Here is a 14,995-nt window from a genome sequence, read left to right as displayed (position 1 = left end):
CGCCTCATGTCACGCTATTTCATCGATCGACCCATCTTCGCATGGGTCATCGCGATCATCCTGATGCTGGCCGGCGTCCTGGCGATCCGGTCGCTGCCGATCGCGCAGTTCCCCGAGATCGCCGCGCCCAAGGTGACGGTCGCGACCTCCTATCCGGGTGCCGACGCGCAGACGCTCGAGAACACGACAACGCAGATCATCGAGCAGCAGATGAAGGGGATCGACAACCTTCGCTACTTCGCCTCGACCAGCGACGGCGCGGGCAATCTCGCGATCACGCTGACCTTCGAGCAGGGCACCGACGCGGACATCGCGCAGGTCCAGGTGCAGAACAAGCTGCAACAGGCGACCCCGCTCCTGCCGCAGGAAGTGCAGCAGGCCGGGCTTCGCGTGACCAAGGCGACCGCCAACTTCCTGCTCGTGATCGCCGCCTATTCGCAGGACGGCAGCCATGATCAGGTCGATCTCGGCGATCTGATCGCATCCAAGCTTCAGGATCCGCTCAGCCGGATCAAGGGCGTCGGCGACACGCAGGTGTTCGGCGCGCAATATTCGATGCGGATCTGGGTCGATCCGTTCAAGATGTCGAACCTCGGCGTCACCGTTACCGACATCACCTCGGCATTGACCGCGCAGAACGCACAGGTTTCCGCCGGTCAGGTCGGCAGCCTTCCCGCGGTCAAGGGCCAGGCCCTGAACGCGACCGTCACTGCGCAGTCGCGTCTGCAGACTCCGGAACAGTTCCGCCAGATCATCATCCGCTCGGCCACCGGCGGCGCCACCGTGCGCCTTGCCGATGTCGCCCGGGTCGAAATGGGCTCGGAAAACTACAGCTTCCAGGCGCGCTACAACGGCAAGCAGGCAGCAGGCTTCGGCGTGAAGCTGGCGCCGGGCGCCAACGCGCTCGACACCGTCACGCTGGTGAAGGCCGAGGTCGAGAAGATCGCCAAGCAGTTCCCGGCCGACGTCAAGATCGCCTATCCGGTCGACAATTCGACGTTCGTGCGGCTGTCGGTCGAACAGGTGGTCCACACGCTGATCGAGGCGATCATCCTCGTCTTCCTCGTGATGTTCCTCTTCCTCCAGAACTTCCGCGCCACGCTCATCCCGACGATCGCGGTGCCGGTCGTGCTGCTCGGCTCGCTCGCCGTGCTTCAGGTCGCGGGCTTCACGATCAACACGCTGACGCTGTTCGGCATGGTGCTGGCGATCGGTCTGCTCGTCGATGACGCGATCGTCGTCGTCGAGAATGTCGAACGCCTGATCCAGGAAGAGGGGCTGAGCCCCAAGGAAGCCGCCAAGAAATCGATGGACGAGATCAGCGGCGCGCTGGTCGGCATCGGTCTCGTACTGTCCGCGGTGTTCCTGCCGATGGCGTTCTTCAGCGGCTCGACCGGCGTGATCTTCCGCCAGTTTTCGATCACGATCGTCTCGTCGATGGTGCTCTCGGTGCTGGTCGCGCTGATCCTGACGCCCGCACTCTGCGCCACCATCCTGAAGCCGTCCAAGCAGGATCACGGCGACAAGAAGGGCTTTTTCGGCTGGTTCAACCGGACCTTCGATCGCGGCGTCGACAGATATGGTAAGGGCCTGCGCCGCGTCGAAAAGGGCTGGGTGCGGACGATGATCGTCTATGCGGTCATCGTCGGCGCGATGCTGTTCGTCTTCCTGCGACTGCCCTCGGGCTTCCTGCCCGAAGAGGATCAGGGCCTGATGTTCGCGCAGGTGTCGATGCCCACGGGCACGACGATGGAAGAGACCGCGCGGACGATGGACAAGCTGCGCGATCACTTCCTGGTCGACGAGAAGGCCAACATTGCGGGCATCTTCACGATCAGCGGCTTCGGCTTTGTCGGCCAGGGCCAGAATGTCGGACTCGCCTTCATCCAGCTCAAGCCGTGGGAGGATCGCGAAGGCGACGCGAACACCGTCGCCGCGGTCGCCCAGCGCGCCAACCAGGCGCTTGCCGGGATCCGCGCCGGCATGGTGATCGGCTTCGTGCCCCCCGCCGTGCAGGAACTCGGCAACGCCAACGGCTTCGACTTCATGCTGAAGGACAATGCCGGCGTTGGCCACGACAAGCTGCTCGAGGCCCGCAACATGCTGCTCGGCATGGCCAGCCAGGACAAGCGCCTGATGCAGGTCCGTCCGAACGGCCTGGAGGATGCGCCACAGCTCAAATTGAACGTCGACCAGGCTCAGGCGGGCGCGCTCGGGCTGAGCCAGGCGGATATCAACACCACCGTCAGCACCGCGTTTGGCGGATCGTACATCAACGACTTCATCGACCGCGGTCGCGTGAAGAAGGTGTTCGTCCAGGCCGATGCACCGTTCCGCAAGTCGCCCGCCGACCTTGGCAACTTCTTCGTCCGCGGCGCGACCAACGCGATGACGCCGATGTCGTCCTTCTCGACGACCGACTGGACCTACGGCCCCGCACGTCTCGAACGCTATAACGGCGTCGCCTCGTTCGAGATCATGGGGTCGCCCGCACCCGGCGTCAGCAGCGGCACCGCGATCAAGGCGATGGAGGAAATGGCGGCCAAGCTGCCCCCCGGCATCGGCTATGAGTGGACCGGCCTCAGCTATGAGGAACAGCTTTCGGGCGGGCAGTCGACCTATGTCTATGCGCTGTCGCTGCTGATCGTGTTCCTGTGCCTTGCCGCACTGTACGAGAGCTGGTCGATCCCGATCGCCGTGCTCCTCGTCGTGCCGCTCGGCGTGCTCGGTGCGGTGCTCGCGGCGATGGTCGCGGGGCTGAACAACGACATCTATCTCCAGGTCGGGCTGATTACGACGATCGGCGTGGCGGCGAAGAACGCGATCCTGATCGTCGAGTTCGCCGAGGAGAAGATGGGTGACGGGATGAACGCGGCGGATGCCGCGGTCGAGGCGGCCAAGCTGCGTCTTCGCCCGATCCTGATGACCTCGTTCGCGTTCATCTTCGGCGTGCTGCCGCTCGCGCTGTCGAGCGGTGCGGGCGCCGGCGGCCAGAATGCGATCGGTTGGGCGGTGGTGGGCGGCATGCTGTCCGCGACCGTGCTCGCGATCTTCTTCGTGCCGCTGTTCTTCCTGCTCGTGAAGCGCGTCTTCAAGCAGGACAAGCCCGGCCAGCAGGACGGAGACCGCCGCCGTGATGACACACGTGACGACACCCGTGACGGTGACACCACGCCCCACGACCAGCGGCCGCAGGAGGCCTGATCCGATGTTCTCGCGCAAAATCGCTCTGACGTTCGCCGCCGGGCTCACGCTCGCCGGCTGCAACCTGGCCCCGAAATATGTCCGGCCCGAGCTTCCGGTGGCCCCGTCCACGCCGACCGGACCGGCTTATGCGGCGACCGATGCGGCGGGTGCGATCGTGCCCGCGGACACCGCATGGGAGGCGTTCTTTACCGACGACCGCCTGCGCCGCGTCATTCGCACCGCGCTCGACAACAACCGCGACGTCCGGATCGCGGTTGCCAATGTCGCGCAGGCGCGGGCGCAATATCGCGTCCAGCGCGCCGACCTGTTCCCGACGCTGGGTGCGACGGGCAGCGCAACCTATCAGAAGTCCCCCTTCGGCGCCGTCGGTGGCGGTACGGGCGGCACCACGGGCGGCGGTACTGGAGGCGGCACCGGGGGCGGCGGCACCGGTGCCGGGGCGGTCGCCGGCGGCGGCCGGTTCGACATCTATTCGGCCAATCTCGGCGTCTCGGCCTGGGAAATCGATCTGTTCGGCCGGGTCCGCAATCTGACCCAGGCGCAGCAACAGGCCTATTTCGCCGCGGAGGAAAACCGCAACGCCGCGCAGGTGTCGCTGATCGCGGAAACCGCGACCGCCTGGCTGACGATGGCAGCGGACCAGGATCGGCTGAAGATCGCGCAGGACACCGAACGGGCCTTCGGCGAAACGCTCAAGCTGACGCAGGATCGGTTCCGCATCGGCATCGCGTCCGAACTCGAAGTGCGCCAGGCGCGGACGACCTATGACCAGGCGCGCTCCGACATCGCCGATGCGACGACGCTCATCGCGCAGGACCAGAATGCGCTGAACCTGCTCGCAGGCACCACGCTGAGTGCCGACCTGCTGCCGGCCCGGATGCCGGAGAAGACGCCGACGCTGGAAAATCTGCCCGCCAACCTGTCCTCCGAAGTCCTGCTGCGGCGCCCCGACGTCGCGGCTGCCGAGCATCAGTTGATTGCGGCGAACGCCAATATTGGTGCGGCCCGCGCGGCGTTCTTCCCCAATATCTCGCTGACCGCGTCGCTCGGCACGTTGAGCCTCGGCCTGTCGAACCTGTTCGGCAAGGGCAGCGAATCCTGGTCGGTCGCGCCGTCGATCACGCAGCCGATCTTCGACTTCGGTCGCAACAAGGGTAATCTGGACTACGCCAAGGCCTCGCGCGACGCGATGCTCGCTACCTATGAGAAGAGCGTCCAGACCGGCTTCCGTGAGGTTGCCGATGCGCTCGCCCGGCGCGGCACGATCAACGGCCAGCTCGAGGCGCAGACGTCGCTGCGCGACAATGCGGCGGGCGCGTTCAACCTGTCGCAACTGCGCTTCCGCGCGGGGATCGATCCGTTCCTAAACACGCTCGATTCACAGCGGTCGCTCTACACCGCGCAGCAGAGCCTGCTGGCGACCCGGCTGGTTCGCGACACCAATGCGGTCGAGCTGTATCGTGCGCTCGGCGGTGGGCTGCGGTAACACCGGCCCGTCACGGCCGCCGCGTCATCTAGGGCCAGACCCGGGTGACGCGGCGGTGCGACGCGCGGTCAGTTTGCCGGTTCGGACAAAGGTGCGAACCGCGCGACCTGCCGGCCGACCAGACGAAGCTGCTCAAGCACCGCGGGATCGCTCGCCCCGCCCTCGGCATCGAATTTCGTCACTTGTGTGTTGATCGCCGCTGCGAATGGCGTCGGCCAGCCGCGCAGTGCGTGGACGATCGAGCGAAGCGCCGCGATCGTGCTGCCCGTCGCCTGCCAGCCATAGGCGGTCGCGATCAGCCCGACCGGCATGTCCGCCAGATAGGGCCGTTCGGGATCGCGCGCGGTTTCCTCGAGCAGGTCGAGCGCGTTCTTCACCACGCCCGAGATGCTGCCATGATAGCCCGGACTGGCGATGATCACTGCCGAGGCCGCGCGCACCGCCGCGACAAAGGCACGCTCGTCCTCGGTCCGCTCGGTCGCCTTGGGATCGTAAAGCGGCAGCCGGGCCATGTCCGCGCCGCCGAACATCTGTGTCCGGTATCCGTGTCGCTCGACCGAATCGAGCGCGATCCGCAATGCGCGCTCGGTCGACGACACGCCGCCGATCGTCCCGCCAATGCCGACGACAAGCGGCAGGGAGGGCGATAGAGAGTCGGTAGCTGCCACGGTGTCACCCTGTTCGAACATCATCATTAGCTCTTCCTCGTTTCGCCCGGTGATGACAACAGGCCAATGCTGTCGCTCAGCGCGCGTACACGTTAAGCGTGCGCATAGGCTTGTCCGAACTGTCATAGAACGATAACACACCAGATGCCCGACCGCTGGAACGATCCGATGCGCCCCGATCCCTTCGACCCCGCCCGATCCGGCTCCGGCATGTCCGGCGAACGCGAGCCCTATGCCTATGAACGCGAGCGGTTGATCACCGAGCGCGAACGCCTGCGCGAGAAATATGAGCGCGAGCGACTGGGCGAGGATCCGGACGGCAATTACGATCCCCGCCAGGACGATGGCTACCCGCAGCCCGCGACACCGCGGCGCAGGCGGGGCGGGATCGGCCGGTGGATCGTGCGCGGCACCGGTATCGGCATCATCCTGCTGGTGATCGCGATCATCTGGCTGGCGATCACCGCGCCCCTGTCGAAATCACTGCAGCCGCCGACCCCGCCCTCGATCACGCTCACCGCCGATGACGGCACGCCGATCGCACGGCGCGGCGCGATCATCGGCAAACCGGTCGACGCGGCGACGCTGCCGCCGCACGTGCGCGAGGCGTTCCTCGCGATCGAGGACCGCCGCTTCTATTCGCACTGGGGTATCGACCCGCGCGGGATCGCGCGCGCGGCCTGGGCGAATCTCGGGTCGGGCGGGGTGCGTCAGGGCGGCAGCACGATCACGCAACAGCTTGCGAAGAACGCGTTCCTCGATTCGGATCGCACCGCGACGCGCAAGATCCGCGAGGCGATGATCGCCGTCTGGCTTGAGGCATGGCTGTCGAAGGACGAGATCCTCTCGCGCTATCTGTCGAACGTGTATTTCGGCGACAACACCTATGGGATCAGCGCGGCTGCCAAGCATTATTTCGGCCGGACACCCGCGGCGCTGAACGTCGGCCAGGCAGCGATGCTCGCCGGCCTGGTCAAGGCGCCGTCGCGGCTCGCCCCGACCTCCAACCTCGAGGGTGCGCGCAAGCGTGAAGCCGTCGTCGTCGGCGCGATGGTCGCCGCGGGTTTCCTCACCGAAGCGGAGGGCGATGCGGTCCGCCCGCAACGCGTGCTGGCGAACCGCCCGAAGCAACTCCCCAACGGCACCTATTTCGCCGACTGGATCCTGCCCGAGGCGCGCGACCAGGCGGGCGAGGTGAAGACGGAAACCACCGTCCGGACCACGCTCGATCCGCGGCTGCAACGCGCCGCCGAACGCACCGTCGCGCGCGCCGGGCTGCGCGAGGCGCAGGTCGCGCTGGTGGCGATGCGTCCCGACGGGCGCGTCGTCGCGATGGTCGGCGGCAAGGATTACCGCAAGAGCCCGTTCAACCGTGCGACTCAGGCGCGTCGCCAGCCCGGATCGACGTTCAAGCTGTTCGTCTATCTCGCCGCAATGCGCGCGGGGATGACACCCGATTCGACGATCGAGGACCGCCCGGTGACGATCGGCGACTGGACGCCCAAGAACAGCGACGGACGCTATCAGGGGACGATCACGCTGCGCCAGGCATTTGCCCGCTCGTCCAACGTTGCCGCCGCCCGGCTGACGCAAGAAGTCGGCGTCCGGGCGGTGATCAAGGCGGCGCGCGACCTGGGAATTTCCACGCCCATTCCGAACGAGGCGACGATCGGCCTCGGCACCTCGACCGTGTCGCTGCTCGAACTGACCGCCGCCTATGCCGCGATCGCGCGCGAGACCTATCCAGTGCAGCCGCGCGGGCTCGCCGATGTTCGGGAAAAGGGCTGGTATCAGTCGCTGACCGGGGGTTCGACCGCCCTGCCGCCGAAGATCCATGACGAGATGCTCGACCTGCTCGCCGCCTCGATCCGCAACGGAACCGGGCGGAGCGCCAACCTGACGGTCGATGCGTTCGGCAAGACCGGGACGACGTCCGACAACAAGGATGCGCTGTTCGTCGGCTTCGCGCGCGACCTGGTGGTCGGCGTATGGGTCGGCAACGACGACAACAGCTCGAATCCCGGCCTGTCTGGCGGCGGCATCCCTGCGCGGATCTGGCGCGACTTCATGCAGTCCGCGCTGGGCATCGCCCCCGTCGCCGCCCCCGCGCCGCCGGTCGAGGAAATCGACCCCGATGCACTGCCCCCCGAAGACGGGGACAACAGCGTCCTGCCGCTCGGCGGCGAGATCGAGGGGCTCGGCTTCAACCTGAAGATGGGCGAGGACGGGACGATCTCGGTCGGCCCCGCACGCCGCGATCGACCGGAGGATGGGCCACCACGCGACGATCGCCGGCCGCCCGAGGAGGAGCCGGGATTTGACGAGGGGCAGTAGTTCGATCCCCCGTCATCATCCTGACGAAAGGCAGGACCCGGGATGACGACGTAGAAGGCGGCGACCAAGGCGAAGCGCCCGTTGACGCCATCACCGCATCGCAGCATGTCCTGACGATGCGCTTTTTCTCCGACAACGCCGCCAGGATCCACCCACAGGTCATGGCCGCGATCGCCGCCGCCGACACGCTCGACACCGCCTATGCGGGCGATCAATGGAGCCAGCAGCTCGACGGCCGCCTGTCGGCGCTGTTCGAAACCGAGGTGGCGGTGCTGTGGGTGCCCACCGGCACCGCCGCCAACTGCCTCGCGCTCGCCGCGCTGTGTCCGCCGCATGGCGGCATCGTCTGCCACCGCGACGCGCACATCCAGAATGACGAGGGCGGCGCGCCCGAATTCTACACGCACGGTGCCAAGCTGTTCCTCGCCGATGGGGACGGCGCGAAGCTGACGCCCGCGACGATCCGCACCGTCCTCGACGCGATCCCCGACGACGTCCACCGCGTCCAGCCGCATGCGATCTCGATCACCAACGCCACAGAATATGGCCAGGTTTACCGCCCCCACGAAGTCGCCGAGATCGGCGCGCTCGCAAAGGAGCGCGGGCTCGGCTTCCACATGGACGGCGCGCGCTTTGCAAACGCGATGGTCCATGCGGGATGCTCGCCCGCCGACATGACGTGGCGCGCAGGCGTCGACGCGCTCAGTTTCGGGTTCGTCAAGAACGGCGCGATGAGCGCGGAGGCGCTGGTGTTCTTCAAGCCCGAGCTCGCCGCCGTCACCCAGTATCGCCGCAAGCGCGCGGGCCTGCTCCTGTCAAAGGGGCGGTATCTGGCCGCACAGATCCTCGCGATGCTCGAGGACGACCTCTGGCTCGCCAATGGCAGGGCCGCGAACCAGGCTGCCACGCGACTGGCCGCGGCGGCGGGCGACCGCCTCGTCCATCCGGTCGAGGCCAACGAGGTCTTTCTCCGCGCGACCCCCGACGAGGCCGCCGCGCTCCGCGCGCAGGGGTTCGACTTCTACGACTGGGCAGCAGGCGAGATCCGGCTGGTGACCGCATGGGACACGCCGGTCGGTCCGGTCGACCAGCTCGCGGACGCGATCCGGGCGTTATGACCGGGCCGTCCGGTTCGCCGCAACCCCCGATCCAGTCGACGCGTGCGGCGGTGCTCGTCCCGTTCGGGATCGTCACGCTGATCTGGGGGTCGACCTGGCTCGTCATCCGCGACCAGATCGCGGTGGTGCCGCCGAGCTGGTCGATCAGCTACCGCTTCCTCATCGCCGGCATCGCAATGGCGATCTATGCGCGGGTAAAGCGCGAAAGCCTCGTGCTCGACGCCCGCGGCTACGCCTTTGCCGCGGTCATCGGTACCGCGCTGTTCGCGTTCAATTTCAACTTCGTCTACCGCGCCGAGCATTATGTGACGTCGGGGCTGGTCGCGGTGGTGTTCGCGTTGCTGCTCGTCCCCAACGCGGTGTTCGGCCGCATCTTCCTGGGGCAGAAGCTCGGGCGACAATTGATGCTCGGGTGCGCCGTCGCCATGGCGGGCGTCGCATTGCTGTTCGTCAACGAGGCGCGGGTCGATCCGCATGGTCCGCAGTCCGCGACCATCGGCATCGCCCTGACGCTGGGCGGCGTCCTGGCCGCGTCGATCGCCAATGTCATGCAGGGCAGCGCGTTTGCCAAACGTTATCCGATGGCCCCGATGCTGGCGATCGCGATGCTGATCGGTGCGACGCTCGACGCGACCTTCGCCTGGATCACGACCGGGCCACCGGTGTTCGAGCTGCGGCTGGGCTATATCGCCGGGATCCTCTATCTCGGCATCTTCGCCTCGGCGCTCGCCTTCCCGCTCTACTTCAACGTCATCCGCGCGATCGGGCCTGCCAAGGCGGCCTATTCGGGGGTGATCGTGCCGGTCATCGCGATGATCTTATCGACGATCTTCGAGCATTATCACTGGTCGACGCTGGCGGTGGCCGGTGCGGTGCTCGCAGGTGCCGGGCTCGTCATCGCACTCAGCGCCCGCAGACCCGCCCGGTAATCCGGCCAGGTCGGCGTCCAGCGCAGGACGCGCTTCGCCTTGCCGTTCGCGACCCGCCGGTTCTCGGCATAGAAGCCGCGCCCCATGGCCGACAACTGCTCGATCGTCACGAACGGCGGCGCGGGCAGGCCGAGCAGCGCCGCGGCAAAGGCGACGACGTCGTTCTGCGACGCGGGAACGTCATCCGCCAGATTATAGGCGCCCGCCGGCGCATCGAACGCCGCGATCACGCCCGCGCCGATATCGTCGACATGCGCGCGACTGAACACCTGTCCCGGCTGGTCGATCCGGTGCGCCTTGCCCTCACGCACGCGGTCGAGCGGCGACCGGCCGGGGCCATAGATGCCGGGCAGCCGAAACGTCCGTGCACCAATCGCGAGCCAGTCGGCATCCGCCGCCGCGCGCGCGCTCCGACGTCCGCCGCCGATCGGCGCGGTCTCGTCGACCCAGGCACCACCGGCATCGCCGTACACGCCGGTCGACGACAGATAGCCGAGCCAGGCGCGCGTCCGCAGCAGCGCCGATCCGTAGCGCGCCAGCACGGGGTCGGCGTCATGCTCGGGCGGGACCGAGGACAGGATATGCGTCGCCGCGGCGATCTCCGTCATGACCGCGGCGGCGTCGTCGAACCGGATCGTGTCGCCGCGACCGTCGCGCGACGTGCCGACGACATGCCACCCGTCCCCGGCCAGGCGGCGTGCGATCCGCGACGCGGTATAGCCGAGGCCGAAGACGAGCAGCCGGCTCATTTCGCGGCCGCTGCCCGGCCCATCGGGCCCTTGTAGAGCGTGCCGAAATAATCGCCCGCATTCCAGACCGGCCGCTCCGCGCCATCGGCGATCTCGCGGGCGATCCGGTAGTTCGCATCGACGAACCGCACGCCCTGATCCCACAGGATCGGCTGCGACAGATCGTCAGACGGCTTGTGATAATTGTTCGCCATGAAATAGGCGACCGCGGCCTTGCCCGGCCCCTTCTGCCCCGGCCACAGGAACACCGCCGGGATCCCCTTCTGGACGAAGCGGAAATGATCCGAGCGGACGAAGATTCCCTCTTCGGGCATCGGATCGGGCGACAGGCCGACACCGATCGCCGCGACTGCCTTTTGGACAATCGGGCCGAGCGTCGATCGCTCCGCGCCGAACACCACCATGTCCTCGAACTTGTAGGTCAGGATCGGCATGTCGAGGTTCACGTCCGCGACGATATTGGCGAGCGGCACGGTCGGATGGTTGGTGAAATAATCGCTGCCGACCAGCCCCTTTTCCTCGCCCGTGACCGCGAGGAAGATCAGCGTGCGCTTCGAGCCCTTGCCGCTGGTCGTGAAGCGCTTGGCTTCCTCGATCAGGCTGGCGATGCCGATCGCATTGTCGAGCGCGCCGTTGTTGAGCGCATCGCCGTCCTTCGCGCCGTTCGCGGGCCGGGTGATGCCGATATGATCGAGATGCGCGGACAGCACGACGACCTCCTTGCCGAGCACCGGATCGGTGCCGGGAATGACGCCGACGACATTGCTGCTTACCGCCGGCGCGAAGCTCGTCTTGGTCGCAACCGTCAGCGTGCCTGCAAGCGGCGCGGACTTGAACTTCGCATTGTCCGACCGCGCCTGCTTGGCAATCGCCTTCCATGACGCGCCGAACAGCTTGGTTGCGCCCGCAACACTCAGCGTGCCGAGCGACGGCGCGCCGGGCGCGTCGACCTTGCCGGTGCCGTCGGGGTTGGCCCAGGTCATCCGGGCGGTGTCGTAGAATTGCGCCGATCGCGCGAACGGGCGGGCCTTGGCGGTCCGCGGGCTTTCGAGCGTGATCACGCCGACCGCCCCCTTGCTTTCGGCAGTCCGGGCCTTGGTGCCGCCGGATCCGAAAAAGGCACGTTCCTCGCCGCTGAACCGCGCCGGCGCACCGCCGAAATAGGCGACGATCTTGCCGCGCACGTCGACGCCGGCATAGTCGTTCTGGCCGTATTGCGGGGCGTCGATGCCATAGCCGACGAACACGATCGGCGCCGACACCGCGGTATCGGCCTTGGCACCGTTCGCAGCGGGTACATAGTCTGCCGCGAACACCAGCGGCTGCGCGGCTCCCGACTGCGGCGTCCAGGTGAAGCTGCCCTTGTCCGCGGCCTTGTAGCTGACCAGCGGTACGCGCTGCAGATAGCCGGCATCGTCACCGCCCGGCCGCAGACCGGCGGCATAGAATTGCGCCGCGACATATTGCGCGGCGATGTCGAACTCGGGGCTGCCCGCCTCGCGCCCCTTCATCGCATCGGAGGCGAGAAACAGGACGTGCGCCTTCATCGCCGCCTGATCCGCCGGCAGCGTTGCTGCGAGCCGTGCATTGAGGATCGCCGGATCGGGCTTTGCCGCCGCGGTGGCCCCCGATGCGGCGGCCGGTGTCGGCGCGGCGGCTTTCGGTTGCGGAGCCGACGTCTGCGCCAGCGTCGCCGTGGAGAGGGCGAGCACCGAGAGCGCGCCGATGAACCGATACATGCCGAAATCCTCGCAAGACGAACGTGTTGCAGCCGGGTAGCACGCCGGCCGCGACACGCAAGCACAGCCCGGCAAGCTTTGGCTGGCGGAGCCCGCGACGGCCCCTATATTCGACGTCTATGCTCGACATCCAACACAGCCTCGCCCAGCCCGACATCGCTGCCCCGGTCGCCATTCGACGGGTCGATTATACGGCGCCGGCCTGGCTGGTGCCGACGACACGGCTGGAGTTCACGCTCGATCCGTCCGCGACACGCGTCATCGCCACGCTCTCCGTAACCCGCAACGGTGACCACCGCGATCCGCTGAAGCTCGATGGGGCAGGCCAGCGACCGCTGTCGATCATGGTCGACGGCGTCGCGGTCAACGACTGGCATTTCGAGGGCGAGCAGCTGGTGATCCCCCTGTCGGGTGACGCGCATGTCGTCGAGACCGAGGTCGAGATCGCCCCCGACCGCAACACCCAGTTGATGGGGCTCTATGCCTCGGGCGGCAATCTGTGCACGCAGTGCGAGGCGGAGGGGTTTCGCCGCATCACCTATTTCCCCGACCGCCCCGACGTGCTCAGCCGCTATTCGGTGCGGATGACCGCCGACAAGGCGCGCTTCCCCGTGCTGCTGGCGAACGGCGACCCCGTCGCACAGGGCGATCTCGCCGATGGCCGCCACTGGGCGGAATGGAACGACCCCTTCCCCAAGCCCTCCTATCTGTTCGCGATCGTCGCCGGGGATCTCGCGGTCAATTCGGGCAGTTTCACGACGATGTCGGGGCGCGAGGTGTCGCTCGGCATCTGGGTGCGCAAGGCCGAACTTGCCAAGACCGATCATGCGCTTGAGGCGCTGGCGCTCTCCATGGCCTGGGACGAGGCGACCTATGGCCGCGAATATGATCTCGACGTGTTCAACATCGTCGCGGTCGACGACTTCAATTTCGGCGCGATGGAGAACAAGGGGCTCAACATCTTCAACTCGCGCTACATCCTGGCCGACCCCGATACCGCGACCGATTATGACTATGACGCGATCGCCGCGGTCGTCGCGCACGAATATTTCCATAACTGGTCGGGCAACCGGATCACCTGCCGCGACTGGTTCCAGCTGTCACTGAAGGAGGGCTTCACGGTCTATCGCGACCAGGGCTTCTCCGCCGACCAGGGCAGCCGCGCGGTCAAGCGGATCGAGGACGTCCGCGGCCTGCGCGCGTCCCAGTTTCCCGAGGATTCAGGACCGCTCGCGCATCCCGTCCGCCCAGAATCCTACCAGGAGATCTCGAACTTCTACACCGCGACCATCTACAACAAGGGCGCCGAGCTGATCCGCATGATGGCGGCGATCCTTGGGCCGAAGAACTTCCGGGCGGGGACCGATCTGTATTTCGACCGCTTCGACGGCACCGCCGCGACCTGCGAGGATTTCGTCGCCAGCATGGAGGAGGCGAGCGGGATCGATCTGACGCAGTTCCGCCTCTGGTATTCGCAGGCAGGCACTCCGCGTCTCTCGGCAAGCCTGTCGCATGATCCCGCGGCGCGGCGCGCGACGCTGACGCTGGCGCAGCATGTGCCCGCCACGCCGGGCCAGCCGGACAAGGCGCCGATGGTCCTGCCGCTCGCGATCAAGCTGTTCGGCGCCGACACGGGCACCGCCCTGATCGACGAACGGCTCGTCCTGCTCGACGGGCCGGGCGAGACGATCCGGTTCGAGGGGATCGACGAACGCCCGGTCCTGTCGATCAACCGCGGCTTTTCCGCGCCGGTCGTGGTCGAAAGCGATCGTAGCGCCGCGGATCTCGCCTTTCTCAGCGCGCATGACGACGATCCCTTTGCGCGGTACGAGGCGATGCAGCAGCTGATGCTCGAGACGCTCGTGGCCAGCGCGAGCACGGGTCGGGCGGAGCATGACGGTGTCATCGCTGCGGTCGCCCGGACGCTGGAGGATCCCGATCTCGACCCCGCCTTCATCGCTGAAGCGGTGATGCTGCCCTCCGAGAGCTTTATCGGCGACCAGACGCGGATCGTCGATCCCGACGCCATCTTCCGCGCGCGCGACGGCCTGCGTCGCGATCTCGGCACGCAGCTCGAACGCCAGTGGCGTCAGGCGCATGCGCGCGCCGGTTCGGCACCCTTTGCCTATACGCCGGAGGGCAAGGGCCTGCGCCGGCTGCGCTCGGTCGCGCTCGCCTATATCATGGCGAGCGACGCACCCGACGCTGCCGAACTGGCACTCGCGCAGTTCGAGGGGGCGGACAACATGACCGACCGCCAGGGCGCGCTGACCGCGCTCGTCAGCTCGACGGCGGCACAGCGCGACACGGCGCTCGACCGCTTCTACGCGCGCTACAGCAGCAATCCGCTGGTGCTCGACAAGTGGTTTCAGACCCAGGCCCAGTCGTCACGCGACGATACCGGCACGGTCGTCGCGGCGCTCGCCCGCCATCCCGACTTCACGCTGACCAATCCGAACCGCGCGCGCGCTCTCATCGGCGCGTTCGCGGCAAACCAGCGTGCCTTCCATGCGATCGACGGCAGCGGCTATCGCTTCCTCGCGGATCATCTAATTGCGCTCGACCGGCTCAATCCGCAGACGGCGGCAAAGCTCCTGCCGCCGCTCGGTCGCTGGCGCCGGTTCGACGCCAAACGCGCCGGGCTGATGCGTGCGGAACTCGAGCGGATCCTGCACACGCCCGGCTTGTCGCGCGACATGGTCGAGCAGAGCTCGAAAAGCCTCGAGGGCTAGGCTCCGGGCCGTATTCGGCCCGGACGGCGGCGC

Annotated in this window: 9 protein-coding genes; 6 read left to right on the top strand and 3 right to left on the bottom strand. The window is 67.2% G+C overall.

What is annotated here, in order from left to right:
• The first annotated feature begins 6 nt into the window (after positions 1-6).
• A complete protein-coding gene (locus C8J24_RS07265; RefSeq protein ID WP_107931291.1) occupies positions 7-3,204 on the top strand; it encodes an efflux RND transporter permease subunit in 3,198 nt (1,065 codons plus the stop codon).
• Positions 3,205-3,208: 4 nt separating this feature from the next.
• Positions 3,209-4,693: an efflux transporter outer membrane subunit gene (locus tag C8J24_RS07260; RefSeq protein ID WP_107931289.1), complete on the top strand. Its 1,485-nt coding sequence runs from the start codon at positions 3,209-3,211 to the stop codon at positions 4,691-4,693.
• A gap of 68 nt (positions 4,694-4,761) precedes the next feature.
• Here the strand turns inward: C8J24_RS07260 and C8J24_RS07255 are convergent, their stop codons facing one another.
• Positions 4,762-5,388, bottom strand: a complete 627-nt coding sequence (locus C8J24_RS07255) for an NADPH-dependent FMN reductase (RefSeq protein WP_244180476.1) — start codon at positions 5,386-5,388, stop codon at positions 4,762-4,764.
• 117 nt (positions 5,389-5,505) lie between these two features.
• Between C8J24_RS07255 and C8J24_RS07250 the strand changes: the two genes are divergently transcribed.
• From C8J24_RS07250 to C8J24_RS07240, 3 genes are all read left to right on the top strand, one after another.
• Complete coding sequence (locus C8J24_RS07250) at positions 5,506-7,695, top strand: transglycosylase domain-containing protein (RefSeq protein WP_107931287.1); 2,190 nt, start codon at positions 5,506-5,508, stop codon at positions 7,693-7,695.
• A gap of 116 nt (positions 7,696-7,811) precedes the next feature.
• Positions 7,812-8,813 carry a threonine aldolase family protein gene (locus tag C8J24_RS07245; protein WP_107931285.1) on the top strand — a complete coding sequence of 334 codons (1,002 nt, stop codon included), beginning with the start codon at positions 7,812-7,814 and terminating at the stop codon, positions 8,811-8,813.
• Positions 8,810-9,742, top strand: a complete 933-nt coding sequence (locus C8J24_RS07240) for a DMT family transporter (RefSeq protein ID WP_107931283.1) — start codon at positions 8,810-8,812, stop codon at positions 9,740-9,742. Before C8J24_RS07245 ends, C8J24_RS07240 begins: the two co-directional genes overlap by 4 nt.
• On the opposite strand, the gene C8J24_RS07235 is transcribed toward C8J24_RS07240, so the two are convergent.
• Positions 9,655-10,491 carry a Rossmann-fold NAD(P)-binding domain-containing protein gene (locus tag C8J24_RS07235; protein ID WP_107931281.1) on the bottom strand — a complete coding sequence of 279 codons (837 nt, stop codon included), beginning with the start codon at positions 10,489-10,491 and terminating at the stop codon, positions 9,655-9,657. The two genes, C8J24_RS07240 and C8J24_RS07235, sit on opposite strands and share 88 nt — an antisense overlap.
• Positions 10,488-12,230 carry a M28 family metallopeptidase gene (locus C8J24_RS07230; protein ID WP_107931279.1) on the bottom strand — a complete coding sequence of 581 codons (1,743 nt, stop codon included), beginning with the start codon at positions 12,228-12,230 and terminating at the stop codon, positions 10,488-10,490. Before C8J24_RS07230 ends, C8J24_RS07235 begins: the two co-directional genes overlap by 4 nt.
• Positions 12,231-12,349: 119 nt before the next feature.
• Between C8J24_RS07230 and pepN the strand changes: the two genes are divergently transcribed.
• Entirely contained in the window at positions 12,350-14,962 is a 2,613-nt protein-coding gene (gene pepN / locus C8J24_RS07225; protein WP_107931277.1) for an aminopeptidase N, read from the top strand.
• Positions 14,963-14,995: the final 33 nt, after the last annotated feature.

The sequence above is a fragment of the Sphingomonas aerolata genome (genome assembly GCF_003046295.1).
Lineage (GTDB): Bacteria > Pseudomonadota > Alphaproteobacteria > Sphingomonadales > Sphingomonadaceae > Sphingomonas > Sphingomonas aerolata.
This window is presented reverse-complemented; position numbering and strand designations above follow the sequence as displayed.

Excerpts from the sequence above, each read along its gene's own strand:
- C8J24_RS07245 (WP_107931285.1), top strand. The coding sequence starts at position 7,812 with ATGCGCTTTTTCTCCGACAACGCCGCCAGGATCCACCCACAGGTCATG.
- C8J24_RS07250 (WP_107931287.1), top strand. The coding sequence starts at position 5,506 with ATGCCCGACCGCTGGAACGATCCGATGCGCCCCGATCCCTTCGACCCC.
- C8J24_RS07240 (WP_107931283.1), top strand. The coding sequence starts at position 8,810 with ATGACCGGGCCGTCCGGTTCGCCGCAACCCCCGATCCAGTCGACGCGT.
- C8J24_RS07260 (WP_107931289.1), top strand. The coding sequence starts at position 3,209 with ATGTTCTCGCGCAAAATCGCTCTGACGTTCGCCGCCGGGCTCACGCTC.
- pepN (WP_107931277.1), top strand. The coding sequence starts at position 12,350 with ATGCTCGACATCCAACACAGCCTCGCCCAGCCCGACATCGCTGCCCCG.
- C8J24_RS07255 (WP_244180476.1), bottom strand. The coding sequence starts at position 5,388 with ATGATGATGTTCGAACAGGGTGACACCGTGGCAGCTACCGACTCTCTA.
- C8J24_RS07230 (WP_107931279.1), bottom strand. The coding sequence starts at position 12,230 with ATGTATCGGTTCATCGGCGCGCTCTCGGTGCTCGCCCTCTCCACGGCG.
- C8J24_RS07265 (WP_107931291.1), top strand. The coding sequence starts at position 7 with ATGTCACGCTATTTCATCGATCGACCCATCTTCGCATGGGTCATCGCG.
- C8J24_RS07235 (WP_107931281.1), bottom strand. The coding sequence starts at position 10,491 with ATGAGCCGGCTGCTCGTCTTCGGCCTCGGCTATACCGCGTCGCGGATC.